Source organism: Gimesia panareensis, from assembly GCF_007748155.1.
Classification (GTDB): Bacteria; Planctomycetota; Planctomycetia; order Planctomycetales; family Planctomycetaceae; genus Gimesia; species Gimesia panareensis.
This window is the reverse complement of record NZ_CP037421.1, coordinates 5,465,839-5,484,174: the sequence shown is the minus strand read 5'-3', so window position 1 is coordinate 5,484,174 and position 18,336 is coordinate 5,465,839. Positions and strand designations below refer to the sequence as shown.

Annotated in this window: 19 protein-coding genes; 11 read left to right on the top strand and 8 right to left on the bottom strand. The window is 55.0% G+C overall.

The features are described 5' to 3' along the window. On the top strand, positions 1 to 3,462 hold the full coding sequence (locus tag Enr10x_RS20515; RefSeq protein WP_145451207.1) for an efflux RND transporter permease subunit: 3,462 nt from the start codon (positions 1 to 3) through the stop codon (positions 3,460 to 3,462). Here Enr10x_RS20515 and Enr10x_RS20510 read toward each other — a convergent pair. Further along, a complete protein-coding gene (locus Enr10x_RS20510) occupies positions 3,459 to 4,598 on the bottom strand; it encodes a HEAT repeat domain-containing protein (RefSeq protein ID WP_145112184.1) in 1,140 nt (379 codons plus the stop codon). The two genes, Enr10x_RS20515 and Enr10x_RS20510, sit on opposite strands and share 4 nt — an antisense overlap. A 200-nt stretch (positions 4,599 to 4,798) precedes the next feature. Between Enr10x_RS20510 and Enr10x_RS20505 the strand changes: the two genes are divergently transcribed. From Enr10x_RS20505 to Enr10x_RS20475, 7 genes are all read left to right on the top strand, one after another. Further along, positions 4,799 to 5,296, top strand: a complete 498-nt coding sequence (locus Enr10x_RS20505; RefSeq protein WP_145112182.1) for a MarR family winged helix-turn-helix transcriptional regulator — start codon at positions 4,799 to 4,801, stop codon at positions 5,294 to 5,296. A gap of 69 nt (positions 5,297 to 5,365) precedes the next feature. Next, positions 5,366 to 6,064: a pirin family protein gene (locus Enr10x_RS20500; protein ID WP_145112180.1), complete on the top strand. Its 699-nt coding sequence runs from the start codon at positions 5,366 to 5,368 to the stop codon at positions 6,062 to 6,064. Positions 6,065 to 6,108: 44 nt separating this feature from the next. Further along, positions 6,109 to 6,555 (top strand): DoxX family protein, encoded by a 447-nt coding sequence (locus Enr10x_RS20495; RefSeq protein ID WP_145112178.1) that lies wholly within the window; start codon positions 6,109 to 6,111, stop codon positions 6,553 to 6,555. Between the two features lie 92 nt (positions 6,556 to 6,647). After that, positions 6,648 to 7,226, top strand: a complete 579-nt coding sequence (locus Enr10x_RS20490; protein ID WP_145112176.1) for an NADPH-dependent FMN reductase — start codon at positions 6,648 to 6,650, stop codon at positions 7,224 to 7,226. 353 nt (positions 7,227 to 7,579) lie between these two features. Next, positions 7,580 to 9,298: a putative bifunctional diguanylate cyclase/phosphodiesterase gene (locus Enr10x_RS20485; protein ID WP_145112174.1), complete on the top strand. Its 1,719-nt coding sequence runs from the start codon at positions 7,580 to 7,582 to the stop codon at positions 9,296 to 9,298. A gap of 191 nt (positions 9,299 to 9,489) precedes the next feature. Then, entirely contained in the window at positions 9,490 to 11,109 is a 1,620-nt protein-coding gene (locus Enr10x_RS20480; RefSeq protein WP_145112172.1) for a limonene hydroxylase, read from the top strand. Positions 11,110 to 11,115: 6 nt separating this feature from the next. Next, the gene (locus tag Enr10x_RS20475) at positions 11,116 to 12,360 is read left to right on the top strand and encodes a serpin family protein (protein WP_145112170.1); all 1,245 of its coding nucleotides are present in this window, start codon (positions 11,116 to 11,118) and stop codon (positions 12,358 to 12,360) included. On the opposite strand, the gene Enr10x_RS20470 is transcribed toward Enr10x_RS20475, so the two are convergent. Together Enr10x_RS20470 and Enr10x_RS20465 are read right to left on the bottom strand one after the other, a co-directional pair. Further along, positions 12,348 to 12,788, bottom strand: a complete 441-nt coding sequence (locus Enr10x_RS20470) for a dual specificity protein phosphatase family protein (RefSeq protein ID WP_145451205.1) — start codon at positions 12,786 to 12,788, stop codon at positions 12,348 to 12,350. The two genes, Enr10x_RS20475 and Enr10x_RS20470, sit on opposite strands and share 13 nt — an antisense overlap. A gap of 120 nt (positions 12,789 to 12,908) precedes the next feature. Beyond that, positions 12,909 to 13,232, bottom strand: coding sequence for a hypothetical protein (locus tag Enr10x_RS20465; protein ID WP_145112166.1), 324 nt, complete (start codon positions 13,230 to 13,232; stop codon positions 12,909 to 12,911). Positions 13,233 to 13,489: 257 nt separating this feature from the next. On the opposite strand from Enr10x_RS20465, the gene Enr10x_RS20460 reads away from it, so the two are divergent. Further along, the gene (locus Enr10x_RS20460) at positions 13,490 to 13,696 is read left to right on the top strand and encodes a CPXCG motif-containing cysteine-rich protein (protein WP_232093074.1); all 207 of its coding nucleotides are present in this window, start codon (positions 13,490 to 13,492) and stop codon (positions 13,694 to 13,696) included. A 3-nt stretch (positions 13,697 to 13,699) separates the two neighbouring features. Here Enr10x_RS20460 and Enr10x_RS20455 read toward each other — a convergent pair whose 3' ends face one another. The 3 genes from Enr10x_RS20455 to Enr10x_RS20445 form a co-directional block, all read right to left on the bottom strand. Further along, the gene (locus tag Enr10x_RS20455; RefSeq protein ID WP_145112164.1) at positions 13,700 to 13,915 is read right to left on the bottom strand and encodes a DUF1653 domain-containing protein; all 216 of its coding nucleotides are present in this window, start codon (positions 13,913 to 13,915) and stop codon (positions 13,700 to 13,702) included. A gap of 24 nt (positions 13,916 to 13,939) precedes the next feature. Continuing rightward, positions 13,940 to 14,968, bottom strand: coding sequence for a class I fructose-bisphosphate aldolase (locus Enr10x_RS20450; RefSeq protein ID WP_145112162.1), 1,029 nt, complete (start codon positions 14,966 to 14,968; stop codon positions 13,940 to 13,942). Between the two features lie 105 nt (positions 14,969 to 15,073). Continuing rightward, a complete protein-coding gene (locus tag Enr10x_RS20445; RefSeq protein WP_145451204.1) occupies positions 15,074 to 15,763 on the bottom strand; it encodes a DUF2293 domain-containing protein in 690 nt (229 codons plus the stop codon). Positions 15,764 to 15,981: 218 nt separating this feature from the next. Here Enr10x_RS20445 and Enr10x_RS20440 point away from each other — a divergent pair, with 218 nt between their 5' ends. Then, entirely contained in the window at positions 15,982 to 16,377 is a 396-nt protein-coding gene (locus tag Enr10x_RS20440; protein ID WP_145451203.1) for a DUF4345 family protein, read from the top strand. Here the strand turns inward: Enr10x_RS20440 and uvsE are convergent. Together uvsE and Enr10x_RS20430 are read right to left on the bottom strand one after the other, a co-directional pair. Then, positions 16,354 to 17,280, bottom strand: coding sequence for a UV DNA damage repair endonuclease UvsE (uvsE, locus tag Enr10x_RS20435; protein WP_145451202.1), 927 nt, complete (start codon positions 17,278 to 17,280; stop codon positions 16,354 to 16,356). The two genes, Enr10x_RS20440 and uvsE, sit on opposite strands and share 24 nt — an antisense overlap. A 73-nt stretch (positions 17,281 to 17,353) precedes the next feature. Next, positions 17,354 to 17,689, bottom strand: coding sequence for a TspO/MBR family protein (locus Enr10x_RS20430; protein ID WP_145451201.1), 336 nt, complete (start codon positions 17,687 to 17,689; stop codon positions 17,354 to 17,356). A gap of 308 nt (positions 17,690 to 17,997) precedes the next feature. Between Enr10x_RS20430 and Enr10x_RS20425 the strand changes: the two genes are divergently transcribed. Further along, complete coding sequence (locus Enr10x_RS20425; RefSeq protein WP_145112150.1) at positions 17,998 to 18,312, top strand: ArsR/SmtB family transcription factor; 315 nt, start codon at positions 17,998 to 18,000, stop codon at positions 18,310 to 18,312. Positions 18,313 to 18,336 lie beyond the last annotated feature (24 nt).

Here is an 18,336-nt window from a genome sequence, read left to right as displayed (position 1 = left end):
ATGTTGCGTGCCCTGATTCGTTTCAGCATTCGCGAACCGCTGATCATGTTCTGTGTGACTGCCATCCTGGTCGGGTTCGGCTGGTACAGTGTGCGGGAAGTTCCCATCGATGCGATTCCCAACATTGGCGAGAACCAGGTGATTGTGTTTACCGCCTGGCCGGGACAGTCTCCCAAAGATATCGAAGACCAGGTGACCTATCCGCTGTCGGTTTCGATGCTGGCCGTTCCCGATGCCGAGTCGGTGCGGGGGAAGAGTCTGTTCGGCTACAGCTTCGTGCAGGTGACTTTCAAAGACAGTACCGATTTCTACTGGGCTCGCTCTCGAGTAGCCGAACAGTTGGGGACGGCCGCCGCCCTGCTACCGGACGGGGTGGTGCCCACCCTGGGACCGGATGCGACCGGACTGGGACAGGTGCTGTATTATACGCTCGATCCACCGCCGGGAATGAATCTTTCCGAGCTGCGGAGTCTGCAGGATTTCGTGGTGAAATACGAACTGCAGGCGGTGCCCGGCGTCAGTGAGGTCGCCAGTGTGGGCGGTTATGTCCGCCAGTATCAGATCGAAGTCGATCCCGATAAGCTGCGGTTTCATAATATACCGCTGGATCAGGTCATCGCTGCGGTTCGCAAATCGAATATCGATGTCGGAGCGAAGACGGTCGAATCGGGGGGGATGGAATTCATCATCCGCGGTCGTGGCTTCATCGGCGAGGGACAGAGCACCGAGAAAGCCATTGGTGACATCGAAGAGACCGTGATCCAGTCCAGAGATGGTGTACCGATCCGGATTCGTGATCTGGGCAGCGTACAGCTGGGACCGGAATTCCGCCGCGGTGCCATTGATCTGAACGGAGTCGAGGCGGTAGGCGGTGTGATCGTGATGCGGTTCGGCGAGAATCCCCGCAAGGTGATCGACAGCGTCAAAGCCAAAATGGCGCAGATCGAACCCGGTCTGAAAGGAGTCAAATTCAAGCTGGTTTACGATCGAACCGGATTGATTAACGAAACGATTGCCACGCTGACCGATGCGCTGACGCAGGAAGTTATCATTACTGCGATGGTGATTCTGCTGTTTCTGCTGCACCTGAGAGCCAGTCTGGTAGTGGCGATTACACTGCCAATCGCCGTGCTGATGGCGTTCATCGCAATGAATGTGTTCGGCATCGATGCGAATATCATGTCGCTGGCCGGGATTGCGATCGCCATCGGAACCATGGTGGATATGGGCATTGTGGTGTCGGAATCGATCTATGATGCGCTGGCCCACTGGGAAGCGGAAGGCCGACCGGGAGGCAGGGAGCAGCGTCTGAAAGTGATACATACCGCCGCGACAGAGGTGGCACCCGCGGTGGTGACCGCGGTCATGACTACCGTCGTCAGTTTCTTCCCGGTCTTTATGCTAACGGGGCGTGACTACAAACTGTTTGCGCCTCTGGCCTGGACGAAAACATTCGCGATTACCGCGGCACTGATCGTGGCAATCACGCTTGTACCACTGTTGAGCCGACTGTTTCTGAATTCGAATCCCCGGCCGTTTCGGCGTCGTCTGATGATATCCTTGCTGTTTGCGCTGGTCTGTGGGATTGTTACCTGGTCCTTCGGTGCTGATCTCCAGCGGTGGCTGCCTGTCAGTCTGTCGGTGCTGACGCTGATTATTGTCGGACTGGCGGGCATGGCCTGTTTCTGGTTGCTGGGTGAGCGACTGCGTCCCGTTGAGGAAAATCCGGTGGCGCGGCTGATCCACTATCTGTATGAACCGACGCTCCGTTTTTTCATGCGGCACAAATATCTGTTCTTTTCCTGTCCTACGCTGGTTGTGCTACTCGGTCTGGGGAGCTGGATTGGCATGCCGACGGTGATGCGGCCTCTCGAGAAAGGGGCTCGGTTCCTGGGCGTCGATGCGAACGAAGTCCCCGGTTGGGTCGAAGTGAAGCATCTGTTTCCCGGACTGGCGACAAACGACTGGATTGCCCTGGATGAGGGGAGCTGGTTCTATATGCCGACACTTTATCCGGCGGCCAGTTTTTCACAGGCAATGGAAGTGTTGCAGACCCAGGATGCTCTGATTCGCGAGATTCCGGAAGTTGAAAATGTCCTGGGTAAGATCGGTCGGATTGAATCAGCCCTCGATCCGGCACCCGCGGCGATGATTGAAACCTATGTAATGCTCAAACCTGTCGACCAGTGGCGGCCCGGTGTGACTACAAAAGACATTTGGGATGAGATCAATGCGGTGGCGACGCTGCCAGGTGTGACGCCGGCTTCTCCCCTGCAGCCGATTGAAGGGCGTGTGGTCATGCTGCAGAGCGGGATCAAGGCTTCGATGGCGATCCGTATCTACGGCGACAGCCTGGACGGTCTGGCGAAAGCTTCGATCGCAGTTGCCGACCATTTGAAGGAGATTCCCCAGGTCAGTGCTTCGACGGTCAATCCGGATATTGTGCTTGGGAAACCGTACGTCGAATTTGATGTGAGCCGGGAGACCGCGGCCCGCTACGGTATGTCGACTGCGATGGTGAATGAGGTGATTGAAACCGCACTGGGAGGATCGAATGTGACGCGGACCGTAGAAGGTCGCGAACGCTATCCGATCCGGGTCCGCTACGAACGCAATCTGCGTGAACAGATCGATGATCTGAACCGGCTGCCGGTGGTGACTCATTCGGGAGAGATTATCCCGCTTTCGCTTTTGGCGGAGATGAAAACAACCTGGGGACCCGGCGTGATTAACAGTGAAGACGCCCGTCTGGTGGCTTACGTCTCTTTTTCTCCTTCGGGGCAGGAAGGGGCACTGGAAACCGTGGATGCGGTGGAAAGCAGTCTGCGCAATGCCCAGGAAGAAGGTTCCCTGGATCTGCCCGCCGGTTACGCGCTGCAGGCCGTCGGTTCCTTCCAGAACCAGATTGAAGCCAACCAGCGGCTGATGTGGGTCGTGCCCCTGGTGATCTTCACGAACCTGTTCATTATCTATCTGCAGTTCCGGAATCTGCCGATCGCACTGACGGTCTTTTCCGGTATTCCGGTTGCCTTTGCCGGAGGGATGATCTTCCTGGGCTGGAACCAGATTGAGATCAACACCGCGGTCTGGGTTGGCTTTATTGCCCTGTTCGGAATCGCGGTGGATGATGGCGTCGTGATGGCGACCTATCTCGATCAGGTCTTCACCCGCAAACGTTTGAAAACCAGCGATGACATTCGCGATGCTGCCGTGCAGGCGGGGCTGAAGCGAATTCGCCCCTGTCTGATGACGACCTTTACCACGATCATTGCGTTGATGCCTGTGATTTTATCGACCGGTCGCGGCTCCGATGTTGCCAAGGCGATGGCCTGGCCCGTGGTGGGGGGGATGACCGTCGAACTGATTACGCTGTTTGTGGTGCCCGTGCTGTTCGTGGCGTATAAGGAATTCAAAATGAACCTGGGGCTCGACGATCCGCACTGGGCAGGCGTGGAAGATTAGGATTTTTCTTTGAGCAGGGTAGCCCAGTGTTGCTTCAATGTTGTCGGATCGATTTTTTGATTCCAGTACTCGTTCCACTCGATGCCGCTTTGATTCGTGCTGTCAGGTTGCAGACCGAGCCGCAGTGAATCGTAAACCGGGCTGGCGATGAGATCGGCGGGATGCTGTCCTTCGGCGAGCGCCTGCAGGGTAACGTGGGTCATTTTATTATCCCAGGTTTCGTAATTTTGATTCAGCCCCTCCTGTAAAAAGTCGATGTGGTCCAGAACGGTACTCACGGCATGTGGATCCCCTGTGCGGGCCAGGGCGATCAGTGCGATGAATTTCTGGTATCGGTTCTGACTGGCTTCCCCCTGGACCAGCAACCCTCTCAGCACCGGGACGGCCCGTTTTCCGGCACATTCGGCATACAGGCAGCAGACAGCGGCTTCCCATTTTGCATGGGAGTTATCCTGGAACGTCATGCGGTATTCGATGATGTCCTGTAGAGTGGCTTCTGCCTGCGGGTCGTCAATCTGACTGAGGCAATACGCGATTTGCGCAATTCGAAACGAACTGATGTAATCCCGGTCTAAACCCTGTACCAGGGCCGTCGCCAAAGGAGGGACAACATCCGGTCCGCGTTCAATCAGCCGTTCCATCTGCCTGTGAACGACCTGCGGGTAAAAGGGAGAAATACCGCCCAGGGTTTTGATGATTCCCGGTGTCGAACTGGCCCGGACAGAGTTGACGAAGATCAGGGTGACAGCCAGTAAGATCGCAATAACGTTGATACCGAGCGGGAGCAGATTCTTCAGAATGCGTTCCTGCCTGGTCGAAAAGAATTGCAGGATCTGAAACAGGACATACACAAACCAGCATAAAAGGATCGGCAGTCCCAGTGCCAGGGGGACGATCATCAGCACTCCCAGAATGAAGAAGGGGATGCCAAAGTAGAAAAACCGCCGGGTGCCTCTGGTCAGTGGCCGACTGAAGATCAGGGTGAGAACCAGCCAGCCGGCAAAGAGGAGGAGCAGGTCGTTCAAAAAAGGCAGCTGCACTTCCGTAACACCGTTGACACAACCCATGCAGGCTTCTGCCGCCCGAGGGGGCAGAAGGCAGAAGAGTACGAAGGTAGAGAGGGCGAGCTGTTTCATACTGGTTAATTGAGTGATTTGAATCTGAGTTTCAATGACTTGTTTCAGTATAACTGATCATCGACCTTGTCACAGTCTGTTTTCAGTCGATCAAGAAACGACTCACAACGGGGGGAACTGAATTATTTTAAGAAAAATTACAGGAAACATGTTGACGCGACGATAGTTTATATATAAACTAAATGCAGAGAGGTCAGGAAATGAACACAAAACCGACACAACTGCAACAGGAATTAAAGAAGAAGCAGGCATTTCAGTCCCCTGAAATCGAGGCGATTCTGAACGTATTGCGTACCAGCGATCAGCTGCAGAATCGTCTCGGTAAGTTGTTTCGTGAGTACGGCTTGACCTCATCCCAGTATAATGTGTTGCGGATTCTGCGGGGGGAAGGGAAGCCTTTGCCCAGTCTAGAAATTGCCAGTCGGATGGTGCAGGTCGTTCCCGCGATTACGGGGCTGATCGACCGCCTGGAAAAACGGGGTCTGGTCCAGCGGAAACGCTGCCAGAAAGACCGTCGGGTGGTGTATGTGGAGATTACGTCTGAGGGGATCACACTCCTGAATGAGATGGATCAGCCGCTCCGCGAGCTGCACACCGAACTGCTGGGATACCTGACAGAGAGTGAACTGAATGAACTGAACCAGTTGCTGGTCAAAGCCCGACAGAACTGTTGTGTCGGTGCGGGGATCTCTGGCTGATTTTTTTTATCCTAATAGTTTACATATAAATAGTTGTGTATTCAACTAAATAAGAGAAGGGGCTCGACAATGATTCGTGTACTCAAGGCTGCAGAACGGGGCCACGCTGATCATGGCTGGCTCGATACGTATCACACATTTTCGTTTGCCGGTTATCAGGATCCGGAGCACGTCCATTTCCGCACGCTGCGGGTGATGAATGAAGACGTGGTTCAGCCGGGCCAGGGTTTCGGCACTCATCCGCACCGGGATATGGAGATTGTGACTTACGTTCTGGAAGGGGCGCTCGAACACAAGGATTCGATGGGCAACGGTGAAGTGCTGCGGGCGGGAGAATTCCAGCGGATGTCGGCCGGGACCGGGATCATGCACAGTGAGTTCAATCCGTCGCAAACCGAGCCGGTACACCTGTATCAGATCTGGCTGTTTCCCGAACGGAAGGGGATTGAGCCCAGCTACGAACAGAAACGCTTCCCGGAGAGCGAGCAGCAGAATCAGTTGCGGCTGGTCGCTTCTCCCGAAGCGGAAGCGGGCTCCCTGCTGATTCATCAGGACGCGCGGGTTTACCTCTCACAAATCGAGCCTCAGGCAACGGTGCAATATGAACTGGCAGAGGGGCGTCATGCCTGGTTGCAGGTGCTTAGGGGGAGTGTGCTGTTGAATGAAGTACCGCTGGAGGTCAGCGACGGTGCTGCCGTCAGTGACACCCGGCAATTGAATATTCAGGCAACCGACAACGCCGAGATCATGCTGTTTGATCTGGCTTAACCGTCTATAAAAAAATCAGGATTACGAATAAGGGAGAACCAGACATGTCTCAGAATTTACTGGCAGGATTAGCGAGTTTAGCGGGACGCGTGATGATCGCGACGATTTTTCTGTTGAGTGCTGTAGGGAACAAGATTCCGCAGTTTAATAACGTGGCCGGGTATATGGCCTCGGAAGGGGTGCCGCTGCCCAAAGTCATGCTGGCCGGGGCCATCGTGTTTCTGATCGCCGGGAGCCTGTCGGTGATCCTCGGTTTAAAAACCCGCATTGGCGCCGGTCTGCTGCTGGTGTTCCTGGTACTGGCGACTTACTTTTTCCATGACTTCTGGACGCTGACGGATGCCCAGGCGCAGCAGGCACAGATGATTCAGTTCATGAAAAATCTGGCATTGATGGGGACGATGCTGTTCCTGATGGCCAACGGTCCGGGGCAGTTGAGCCTCGATCAGCGACGGGCCGCCCGGCTGCAGGTCAGTCCGGCAGCAGAATAAAATAGTTCGAACTTCCGGATCGAGTTCAGTAAGATAAGAAGACAACACACCGAAACAAAAATCAAAACGCGAATCAAGAAGGAATCATATTCATGGCGTCACCCAAAATTCTGGCTTTTGCCGGCAGCACCAGACAGAACTCATACAATCAACAACTGTTAAATGTGGCGGTGGCAGGTGCCCGGGCTGCGGGGGCGGAAGTAACGGTTGTTAATCTCAAGCATTATCCGCTGCCGCTCTTTAACGAAGACCTGGAGCGGACTGCGGGAGAGCCCGAGGCGGCTACCAAATTGAAGCAGTTGTTTTTCGAGCATGACGGTCTGTTGATCGCCTCTCCCGAATACAACAGTTCGATTACGCCCCTGTTAAAAAACACGATCGACTGGGTCTCACGAAAAGTCGGCGATGAAACGCCACTCCAGGCCTATCGAGGCAAAGTGGCGGCACTGGTGTCTGCTTCCCCTGGTGCCCTGGGTGGCCTGCGGGGGCTGGTGCATGTCCGTTCGATTCTGGGGAATATCGGCGTGATCATGCTGCCGGACCAGGTGGCGGTTCCCAAGGCACATGAAGCCTTCGATGATAATGGTCAGCTCAAAGACGAAAGCCAGCAAAAGAACGTCAGTGGCGTGGGAGCGAAAGTGGCAGCCGCGGTGCAGAAGCTGGCAGAGTAAGATACCGTTACGTAGCTGGTTCACCAGATCAAGAAAGACCACCGATTCTCAATAGAGCCGGTGGTCTTTTTATTTGGATTAATCTGTCTTGATTGAGTTTTCTTTTCAGGTGATGTTGTCACAGACCTCAGAACCGTTCTGATCTGCATATTCCCCCCGCTGAATCGTGCAATTCCCCCGTATTTTATCTAAGTCGTTGTGATGGTGGCCTAAACTTTGGACGCACGTTTGGAGGGAATCACTTTATTCGAATCGTTTCAGGGAGGTGATATGAGAGTAACCGAGGAATTGACCATTTTAGATTCAGTGGCATCTTTCAAAAGAATACGACACTGAATTAAGGGCTCATTACATTGGCTGATCTTAACTCCGAACTGAGTTATCTGCAGGCATTTCGCGATGCCGTCGACGAAGCGGGAATCGTGGCGATGACCGACGTGCGGGGGAAGATCCTGGACGTCAATGAGAACTTCTGCCAGGTTTCCGGTTACAGCCGCGACGAGTTGATTGGTGAGAATCACCGCATCCTGCGTTCCGAACAGCATTCCGATGAATTCTTCCGCGAGATGTACCGCACGATTGGTCGGGGAAACGTCTGGCGGGGAGAGATCTGCAATAAAGCCAAAAGCGGCGCACTCTACTGGGTGAACACCACGATTGTGCCTTTGCATGACGAGCGGGGAAAGATCAGCGGCTATCTCGCGCTGCGGATCGATATCAGCGAACAGAAACGTTTGATGCAGCGGATGCAGCATCTGGCGCACCACGATCCTTTAACCGGCCTGCCCAACCGGGTCTCTATTCTGGAATCGATCCAGAGAGTGATCGATCGTAAGCCGGAGAAGCATTATGCGCTGCTGTTCATGGACTTCGATCGTTTCAAACTGATTAACGACAGTCTGGGGCACGATGTGGGCGACAAGCTGCTGGAGGCCATCGCGGTCCGTCTGCGAAAGTCGGTCCGGGCAGCAGATACGATTCAGGCGGCGCGGCTGGGCGGTGATGAGTTTGTGGTCCTGCTGGAAAATCTGCGCTCGCCCCAGGATGCCACCCGGGTAGCGGAACGGCTGATCAATACGTTATCGAAGCCGTATAATCTGGGAGGGTATACAATTTACTCCAGCGCCAGTATCGGGATTGTCACCAGTGAGCATCCCGTGGAGACCGCCAGCGAAATGCTGAGTAATGCGGACCTGGCGATGTACGAAGCCAAGGCGGAGAAGCTGGATCGACCGGTTGTCTTCGACCGTGTCCTGCGTGAGAAGGCGCAGCGGCGACTATACGTGGAAAATGAACTCCGGGATGTGCTGTCCCGCGATGAACTGACACTGTTTTACCAGCCGATTATTGAACTGGAGACTGAGGAACTCAGGGGCGTTGAAGCGCTGATTCGCTGGTTCCATCCCGTCGGCGGTATGATTCCCCCCGATGAATTTATCTCAGTCGCCGAAGAAATGGACATGATTATTCCCATCGGGAACTTCGTGATTGATGAAGCCTGTCGACAACTGGCTGCCTGGCGGGAAGTGCTGGGGGAACAGGCACCCGGGAACATGCATGTGAATGTGTCGCGGAAACAGCTGGAGCACCCGACATTGATTTCCGTTGTGGAACGGGCCTTACAGAAGCATGGAATCCCCGCAGAGTGCCTGCATCTGGAAGTGACCGAAAGTATGATCATGCATGACAGAGACGCTTCGATCGCGACTTTGAAGGGCTTGAAAAAACTGGGCGTCAAACTGGATGTGGACGACTTCGGTACCGGATATTCCTCGCTCTCCTGTCTCTGTGATTTTCCCATCGACGCACTAAAACTGGATCGGGAATTCGTCAATCGCTCGGACCGGGACCGTGAGGTCACCCTGATTCATGCCCTGATTATCCTCGCGGAAAAACTGGGGCTGGAAGTCATCGCGGAGGGGATTGAAAACACCGAGCAGCTGGCGCTGCTGAAAGATCTGGGGTGTTGCCTGGGGCAGGGCTATTATTTCTCCAAGCCGGTCAGTGGCAAAGCCGTGGAAGAGTCCATTCTGCTCTCACTGGGGGCCGCTCCCCCTGTTGCTCAGCTCTAACTGGACCGCGGTTGAAGGTGTCTGTCTGTCTCCAGCGCGCTCTGTCTACTCCTCAAAAGACCTCATTTTAAATGTTCATAAATTCATGAACCGCAGGCCTCTGGTTCGTGTCATGAACCCATTGTTACATTAAAATGATATACGGAAGTGTCATTTAGATGTTGAGGTTCTAAGAGATTCGAGTTAAGAGGATGGGATTTTTCGATCAGTTTTCCGGAGAGAGAGATGATCAATCGCGCGAGCTCCCCGACACGATGCCCTGGGATATTCGCCCTTCAATCTATGATCATCTCTGCCTGCATATCGTGTCAGAACAGCCTGGTCTCGTGGAAGCGGGGTACGAGCTGCCTGATGAAGAACGGGTGAATGAAGACCTGGAGCTGCGTTGGGCTGCGGGTGCGCTGGACGGTGTGATGACCCATCACAGTGGCGCCAGCGATGCGGACGAACGGGTGGAGAAAACCGTCTCGTTGCTGCTGACCTGTTGCGATGAACCCACGGCATTCAACAAATACCGGCTCTATCAGCACATTGTGGAAGAGCATATCGTGGCACTGATCGATGCGGTCATTGCGCGTCTGCTGAACGAGCCCCAGCTTAAACATGAGCGACTGTACGAACTGGCCTTTTCTTTCGCGACCGAGTCCCCCGACCGGGAAACCGTAAAATTCGGGATCGCGATTCTGGGGCTGTACCAGGTCGAGGAAAATACAGAGCTGTTTCTCATTCTCGGTCGGCACGATGAATTCACACTGTTTTGCGCGGTGGCGTTATCCAACGTGGCTGATGACGGAGAACAGGCTTTGTGGGAACTGGCTCAGCATGTCTTCGGCTGGGGACGGATTCATACCGTCGAGCGACTGGCGAACACCGAAAATGGAGAAATTAAAGACTGGCTGCTCCGCGAAGGATTTCGGAATGCTGTTCTGGACGAATATCTGGCGTATGTTTGTGCCACAACCGGGGGACTACTGGAGGCGCTCCGGGACCCACTCGTCGATCGCGATCTGCTCACTGCAGCAGGCGAGTTGATCGAAGCCCTGATCAATGGTGGACCAGCCGAGGATATGGATGATTACGAGGAGGGAGCCACGGTAGTCGAACTGTATCTCCAGCAGCTTGCTGAATCTGCAGAAACGCTGGCAGATTTCCTGCATACCCGTGCGATCCAGCTCTATCTTTCGAATCAGGATGTTGACTGGGATTCCCGTGTTGAGCGGGGTTGGACCAGTGAGTGTCGCCAGGAACTGCAGGCGGTCTGCCACCGGATTCTGGAGCAACCGGAATGGCCGGAACGGGTCAGGCAGGGGCTGGAAAGTGCGGATGAAAGCCTGTTTTTCCAGGCGAATCAGGCAGCACGCGTATTAAAAATACCGACGTGGGATTATCATTGGAAACGCCTGCAGCAGTCGCCGCACGATGCGAGCCGCTGGTTCCATCTCCTGTTGGTCTGTGAAGAACCACAATTACCCCAGGTTCTGGAATTTGCAGAACAGCAGCTGGATCTGGCACAAATTGCCAGCGGTCCCGGGGATGCGCTGGGTGTTGGCAAGGAGTATCAGCAGCACGGCTGTCTGGATTATCTCCTGCAGGAACTCCGCCGTTTTCCGGGACAGGGAGCGGCGTTGATCGAAGCAGGATTGCGGAGCCCCGTGGTCCGTAATCGCAATATGGCAGTAGCAGCCCTGGCGACCTGGGGGGAGGCAGCACGGCACTTTGAACCGCTGAAACAGGCAGCCGGGGTGGAACCGAATCAGAGCCTGCAACACAATATGGAGAAGCTCCTCGACGGCCAGCAACTGGAAGAGTAGACGATCATGGAACAGAAACGGGAAATCAGCGACGAACAGCGATATTGCGAAATGCGTGCGACGGTCGACGACTGTAACCGTTTTGCCTGCGCGCTGTTTCAACAGCTCGCTGCAGAGAATTCAGGAAACCTCTTTTTTTCACCAGCCAGCATTTCCACCGCACTGGCAATGACGCTCGCTGGTGCCCGGGGAGAGACGGCACGGGAGATGCGGAATGCCCTGCAGTTGACTCAGGAGGGTTCCCGGCTGCATGCTTCTTTTCAGCGTTTGCGGTCAGAGACGAGGACGGGGGGCGTGGAGCTGGATGTGGCCAACCAGCTCTGGGGACAGGCCGGATATCATTTTCTCGCTCCTTTTCTGGAAACCGTTCGCGACTGTTACGGTGGTGGTTTGCAGACGGTCGACTTCCAGGGGGAACCTGCAGCGGCTGCAGACCAGATCAACGAGTGGGTCAGTCAGGCAACGCGCGGAAAAATCACAGAGCTGGTATCTCCCATGAGTTTTAATGAACTGACGCGGCTGATCCTGGTGAATGCGATCTACTTTAAGGGAGCATGGGAGGATGAGTTCGAGCCGGAACGGACAAGGGATCAGACGTTTTATCTCGCCGGTGACCAGCAGACCAGCGTTCCCATGATGCATCAGACAGGATCGTTTGGATATTTTGAAAACGAAACACTCCAGGTACTGGAACTGCCTTACCGTCAACGCGATGTTGCGATGCAACTGGTGAAGCACGATGATGGATCTGTGGAAGTGCTACAAGAGGAAATCCCGGGAGGAGGCAGTGACTTCAGCATGTGCATTCTGTTGCCCCGCGAGCGGGATGGTTTAAGTACGCTTGAACAGGAGATTCAACAGATAACGCTGCAGAAATGGCTAAATATGGACTACCAGGAAGTGATCGTCAGTCTGCCCCGCTTTCGGTTGGAAAAGGAATATGATCTGAATGCGCCACTGGAGTCGCTGGGTGTGAAACAGGCGTTCCAGCCCAAGGCGGCTGATTTCTTCGGTATGTCAGATGATCCGGAGGGCCTGTTTATCGGTTCGGTGCTGCACAAGACATTCGTGGAAGTCAACGAGCAGGGGACAGAGGCAGCTGCGCTCACTGAGATGATAATGGTTGGTGGCTGCGCCCGGGATGAAGAACCCCCCAAAGTCTTTTGTGCCGATCACCCGTTTCTGTTTCTGATCCGGGATCGTCAGACAGGCTGGATCTATTTCATGGGGCGGTTCAATCAGCCGGAATAAGATTCCGCCCCTCCCTGTTCGAGCAAATGCTGAATTTCATTCCACAGACCCGGGGCGACATCGCAGGGGCCGGTCGCCGCGACCTGCCGGAGTGCCTCCGCAAACGGGCAGGCCTTCACCAGTGACAGTGCCCCCGCAACCACGGCAGGGGAACGGCTCATACCTCCACTGCAGGCGACCAGCGTGGGGATGTCACCCTGAATGAATCGCGCGACGGTGAGCAGAGCGGTCTGGAGAACCGCGGGCTGGTTATCCTCACCATCCAGGATGGGCAGCCGACAATACACGATGTCACGGGGATAACTGATCGGCGGCTCTTCCAGTGCCGGATCTACCACGGCGGTGATGCCGCGATCGAGTACGCCTGTCACATCCCGTGCAGCGCGGGCGTTGCCGATCCAGAGCAGTTGGGGGAGGATTTCACGCATTCAAGACTCACCATGCTTCAAAGGCAAAACCATTGTGATTTCATTTGCTTGCGGGCTGCTTCCAGACAAACAGCAATCTCATCGAAACAGACTGCTGCTGAGCGTTGACACCGGGTTTTGTCAGCCGCCCGTTCGTCTGTGCATGAAGGTATTTTTCTGATTGCCTTTGGCACCCTGATCGCCTTTGGGGACGGCTGACTGCATAATCTGTGTTCGGGCGGTGACCGGTTGTTTTGATTCCTGCTTTGTTTTCTCCTGAGTTTTCTTTTTCACACTCTCCAGGTGCTTTTTCTTCGCGACCCGCTTTTCGCGATCTTTCTTTTTCTGTTGTTTTTTATTCACCATCGGGCTGTTCTCCGCTGTTGGAATGTTGATTGAGATCATTTCGGGAGACATCCAGAGGAAATCTTCGAAACCAGGTCCGCCGCCGGACGTAACATTCATTGGCAGCGAACTCTGACCGAATTTTAACAGCAGGGATTGCATTTAGATAGAACCGGGGTTACAGAGGTTCAGACTTCTCAAAGAATCTGGCCGTGCGCAGATCTCACAACCAGAAACAACCCTGATTCTGAATAATCATGTGTGAAGAAGAATTCTTGACTGATCACATCCGACGGAGCTGGTGAGCAGTGTATAATCCAACTGGAACTGAGAGAATCGGGATTAAAACAACCCCGCTCTGCTCAGGACAGCTTTCATTGAAGGAGACCAGTCCCATGCAGGAAGAAGCCAGTTATGTTTGCGATGCCTGTGGCGAAGAGATCGTGATTCCCATCGATGTGTCTCAGGGAACCGAGCAGGAATATGTCGAAGACTGCCCGGTCTGCTGTCATCCGAATGTGATCCATGTCCACGTCGACCGCCACGGTGCAGCAGAGGTTCAGGCGGAAGCGGAAGACGAGTAGCGGCTATTCAGGCGAGATAAACTGGAAACGGGGCACTTCGCGACCGTCGACTTCTACCTTTTCCAGAAACATTTCCCTGGGGCGGACCCAGAGACCGAATTTGCCGTAATCGGCACTGTAGACGACCATCTCTTCTTCCGTTTCGCTGTGACGCGCGACACCGATGACGAGGTAGTCGTTTCCTTTATAGTGTCGATAACGGCCGGTTTTTACAGACATGGGGCTCCTTGTTTTGCTGAAAAGTCAGGCAGTTGCCGATTCCATTTCGGCGGTGTATTCTCCGCGACGGGCATCCCGGTTACAGCGGGCACGATGGTACATCGCCTTTTGGGCTGCTTCCACATTGGCCGAATCCCCGCCCCAGATTCCCATGCCGGGCTGCTGGATAGCACGGGCAAACGAGAAAGAGAGTGCCCAGGGGACGCGTGATTTATATTTCACATTCATCGCATTCAGCCGGGCCGAAGCGAGTTCACTCGACTGACCCCCTGAGAGAAACGCCACGCCGGGGACCGCTGCTGGTACTGTGCGTCGGAAACAGGTGATCGTCGCGTCAGCGACTTCCTCAATCGAGTTCTGGGTCGGACAGTCCAGCCCGGGCACAACCATGTTAGGTTTGAGAATCATCCCTTCCAGCAGGACACGTTGTGCAGATAACTGCGCGAAGACCATCCGCAGGGTCTGTTCGGTGACTTCGTAACAGCGCCTGAGGGTATGGGGTCCGTCCATCAGGACTTCCGGTTCCACGATGGGGACCAGCCCTGCTTCCTGGCTCAACGCGGCGTAACGCGCCAGCAGATGTGCATTGGCTTCCATGCAGCCGGGCGTGGGAATGGCCTCTCCAATTGTGATCACGGCCCGCCATTTGGCAAACCGGGCTCCCAGTTGCACGTACTCTTCCAGTCGCTCGCGCAGGCCGTCCAGCCCTTGAGTGATTTTTTCACCCTGGAATCCGGCCAGAGGTGTCGTACTTTTGTCGACTTTGATTCCGGGGATGATGCCGGCTGCCTGGAGCACTTTGATGAAGGGCGTGCCGTCTTTCGTCTGCTGGCGAATGGTTTCGTCAAACAGGATCGCGCCGCTGATGGCTTCGTTCAGACCGGGAGTGGTCACCAGCAGTTCGCGGTAATCCCGCCGAAATTCTTCAGTCTGGGGAATATTCAGCTTCGCGAACCGTTTGTGGCAGGTGGGCGTGCTTTCGTCCATCGCCAACAGTCCCTTGTCGTCCGCGACCATCGCATAGGCTGTTTCGATCAGTTGCTGCTGATTCATCTTCACTGCTCCTTCTGGCGGACCCCGAAATATGTTAATTCAACACCGGGCGACAGCCTCTCCCATCAGTGAGCGACGTGCCCGAAAAGCGTGACCTGTCTCCCTTCACTTTAAACCATTGGATTCCCACTCCGCAAGGGCGCGGTGCAGAGGGCATTCTGCCGGGGGCGCTGCGGGACTGCGATAGGCCTTGAGCAGTTCTTTGGAGCGTCCTGCCAGCATCCGGCGGACTTCGCGGCGTTTGCCTTTGACGCGGGGAATGACCATTTCGTCGTAAGCGGTGGTCTGGTGCCTCATCCAGGCAATCACGGCTGCTTCCGCCCGCTGTTCCAGCGGGATGCGTTTCGTACGGGCTACCGTTCCACTCCCGACAGGAGTGGCGTGAGTCGTGATGGCCTGTGCCATCTGTCGGGCGAGGTCCTCGTGAACCGGATGAAAATCGAGATAAGCCAGCACTGCGGCCAGAAAGTCGTCCACGTATTCGGCCTGGGCCTGTTCCCGCCGCGCCGCTGCGGCTGCCTGCTTTTTCGCATACTCGGGAGTCGTGCGCTCTGCCTCCAGATCAGAGCGATGCTGTGCAATGGTCTCCGCGGGCGCCCAGATCCCTTGCGAAAACGTCCGCCGCCCTTTCTTCTCCTGCACACTCCAGAATTCACCGGCCGCTTTGACCCTGCGCGTCAGACCGGCATCACCGGGAGGCAGCAATTCCCAGCCCTTGGGAACGGTATGGATCGAGCCATCGGCGGCTTTGACGGAGTCGGGCGTGGGACCGGGGGAGAAGACGTTGCTGGTCATGTGATTGTCACATCCGTGTGAGTAGATTTCAATTTGTGCCTGGAAACAGGTTACCTGTGTGAAGTGTTTTTAATGGATCGAAGCCCGTCAGGTCAATCGCGACGCTGCGGGAGATCAGTCAAGATGCAGGAATTGTCAGATCGACTTTACGATCTACAATGAGAAACTGTATTGAAAACTCTTTTCTGTCAGGGCAAATTGCAAGAATGACGAAATCGATGACACGCATCTTTCTCACTCTGGTTGGCATCCTCTATCTGATCCTCGCACTCTGGTGCACGCTGGCTCCCGAGTCGACTTCCCGTACAGTGGGTTTTGCCCTGCAGGGCGGTTCGGGGCAGTCGGAATTCCTGGTGGTGTATGGCGGACTGGAGTTGGCACTGGGACTGATTTTTCTTTGGCCACTCTGGCAGAAAGATGTGACACAGTACGCGCTGATGGTCTGCGTGATCGTGCATGGCTGTCTGGTGCTGTTTCGCAGTGTGGGCTTTTTCCTGTTTGAGGGAATCGGTTCGACGACGTACTCCCTGGCGCTCGGAGAGTGGTTGATTTTTCTGATCAGCCTGGGATTTTATCTGGTGCGACGTAACTCAACTGTTGCGGCGGCGGAGTGACCGCATCAGTTTCAGCACCGCCTGTTCCTTAGCCTTGGCTTCGACTTCGACGGTCAATTCCCGACCTTCCCAGCAGCGGGGGAAATCGCGGCGATTGATGAAATCATGGTGGCGGTTGGGCTTCGGTCCCTGCCAGCCTTCCAGCGGACTGGAGATATGGAACATCGGTTCGCGGTCCCAGGTCTGCAGCGCCTGTTCGGTGGCTTCTTCTACCGAGAGATCATCGGGCAGACAGCGGTGATGATGGGCATCATACACCAGGGGAATGCCGATCTGCTGACAGAGAGGCAGCAGGTCGGCGGGAATGTAAGTTGTGTCGTCATTCTCGACAGTCAACCGGCTGCGAGCCCGTTTCGAGAGCCGCCGAAAATTCTTCGCGAACTGAGTGAGGGCACTCGCTTTGTCTCCGTAAGCACCACCGCCATGGATATTGACCACATCCGCATTGACCCACTCGGCGACTTCCGACTGGTACTCCAGTTCGGCAATCGAGCGTGTGACAACTTCCTCACGGGGAGAGTTGAGCACCACAAACTGATCGGGGTGAAAGCAGGTGCGGATATCATGCTCACGTGCATACTCACCGCACTGCTGAAACAGTTTGACAATCGCCGGCCCTTCCGGCAGGTCCTGCATGTCGTAGCCGCACTCCGGGTGTGTTTTGAGAGGCAGGATCTGGCTGTTGATGCGAAAACAGCCGATGTCATGCGCGTCACAGTATTCGAGAGAGGACTGCAGCGCCTCCGCATTTTCTTTGCAGAGCCGCGCCAGTTTTTCGAGTGCTGCGGTCCGTTCCATCTGGCTGTTTGCTTTGACGGTGGTGTTGCGGAACTTGATCGGTTCTTCGAGAAACTGGCAACACAGGCCCAGCCTGATTGATAAGTTGGAATTGGTTTTGGTCACTCGACCCTTACGCTCCCCGGTTCATCCAGAAGATACTGAGCTGTAACGTTGTGGCGATGGAAACCCATGCCAGTTAAGGAACTTGCGCTACCGTAACCCAGCGGGCACGAGGCCAGATGGCGAACATACACCAGAGGATTGTAGACCAGACGACCAGAATATCCAGTGTTGCCAGCGGCACATTTCTTAAGCCGAAAAACAGGGGCGTGAAACTCAGATTGGCGACCAGATTGATGGCAAAGGGGATTGCAGTCTTCACCGGGAATTGACGCCGCGCGGTCTGGAAAAAGACATACCCGAAGGAGATCAGGATGATCGGATACAGGATCTGCCAGATCAGGCTGATTGTCCCTGATGAGGGCGTCCAGTCGGGTTTCGAGAGCGTGTTGTACCATTCCATCCAGGTCATGTCGGTCGATCTCTGCTGGCTTACAAAAGTGAACTGACGCATTATGGTGCCGAAATCTGAAAAAATAAGCCCTGGATTCAGGAATTTTTCCAATGTACATCCGCCTGACAGGGCTGGTTTCAATCAAACCGGGCTTGAAAATGGAAGAATTGCGAATGAATCCAGTCACGAAAAAAATCTTGGAGCTGTCCCTGCACGTAGAATTTGCTACAATCAGGTCCAGAATCCCCGCGCGGAGGGGCTGCTGAAGCAGCCTGTCTGAAGAAGGAACAGGGGAGGATTTCCTGTCTTGCAACGATGGTAACAACATGTCTAAAGATCGGCTCCAATCCGACTTGTGTGCAGAAAAACTGAAAGCATTGGGAGAGCCGATTCGGCTACGCATCATTGACCTGCTTCGAGACGGCGAGCGGACGGTCAGTCAGACCGCGGAAGCGCTCGGAGAAGAGGTGGTCAATGTTTCCCATCACCTGGGGATTCTGTATCACGCCCGCCTGGTCACCAAGCGCAAAGAAGGGCGGTTTGTGGTATACAACCTGCACCCCGAAGTCTCCGCTGTCAGCAAAGCGGGCAAACAGCATCTCGACTTCGGTTGCTGCCGTCTGGAAGTACCCGACGCCTGACCGCTGGCTCGTTGAGAGCTGAAC

Excerpts from the sequence above, each read along its gene's own strand:
- Enr10x_RS20515 (WP_145451207.1), top strand. The coding sequence starts at position 1 with ATGTTGCGTGCCCTGATTCGTTTCAGCATTCGCGAACCGCTGATCATG.
- Enr10x_RS20510 (WP_145112184.1), bottom strand. The coding sequence starts at position 4,598 with ATGAAACAGCTCGCCCTCTCTACCTTCGTACTCTTCTGCCTTCTGCCC.
- Enr10x_RS20505 (WP_145112182.1), top strand. The coding sequence starts at position 4,799 with ATGAACACAAAACCGACACAACTGCAACAGGAATTAAAGAAGAAGCAG.
- Enr10x_RS20500 (WP_145112180.1), top strand. The coding sequence starts at position 5,366 with ATGATTCGTGTACTCAAGGCTGCAGAACGGGGCCACGCTGATCATGGC.
- Enr10x_RS20495 (WP_145112178.1), top strand. The coding sequence starts at position 6,109 with ATGTCTCAGAATTTACTGGCAGGATTAGCGAGTTTAGCGGGACGCGTG.
- Enr10x_RS20490 (WP_145112176.1), top strand. The coding sequence starts at position 6,648 with ATGGCGTCACCCAAAATTCTGGCTTTTGCCGGCAGCACCAGACAGAAC.
- Enr10x_RS20480 (WP_145112172.1), top strand. The coding sequence starts at position 9,490 with ATGGGATTTTTCGATCAGTTTTCCGGAGAGAGAGATGATCAATCGCGC.
- Enr10x_RS20475 (WP_145112170.1), top strand. The coding sequence starts at position 11,116 with ATGGAACAGAAACGGGAAATCAGCGACGAACAGCGATATTGCGAAATG.
- Enr10x_RS20470 (WP_145451205.1), bottom strand. The coding sequence starts at position 12,788 with ATGCGTGAAATCCTCCCCCAACTGCTCTGGATCGGCAACGCCCGCGCT.
- Enr10x_RS20465 (WP_145112166.1), bottom strand. The coding sequence starts at position 13,232 with ATGAATGTTACGTCCGGCGGCGGACCTGGTTTCGAAGATTTCCTCTGG.
- Enr10x_RS20455 (WP_145112164.1), bottom strand. The coding sequence starts at position 13,915 with ATGTCTGTAAAAACCGGCCGTTATCGACACTATAAAGGAAACGACTAC.
- Enr10x_RS20450 (WP_145112162.1), bottom strand. The coding sequence starts at position 14,968 with ATGAATCAGCAGCAACTGATCGAAACAGCCTATGCGATGGTCGCGGAC.
- Enr10x_RS20445 (WP_145451204.1), bottom strand. The coding sequence starts at position 15,763 with ATGACCAGCAACGTCTTCTCCCCCGGTCCCACGCCCGACTCCGTCAAA.
- Enr10x_RS20440 (WP_145451203.1), top strand. The coding sequence starts at position 15,982 with ATGACACGCATCTTTCTCACTCTGGTTGGCATCCTCTATCTGATCCTC.
- Enr10x_RS20430 (WP_145451201.1), bottom strand. The coding sequence starts at position 17,689 with ATGACCTGGATGGAATGGTACAACACGCTCTCGAAACCCGACTGGACG.
- Enr10x_RS20425 (WP_145112150.1), top strand. The coding sequence starts at position 17,998 with ATGTCTAAAGATCGGCTCCAATCCGACTTGTGTGCAGAAAAACTGAAA.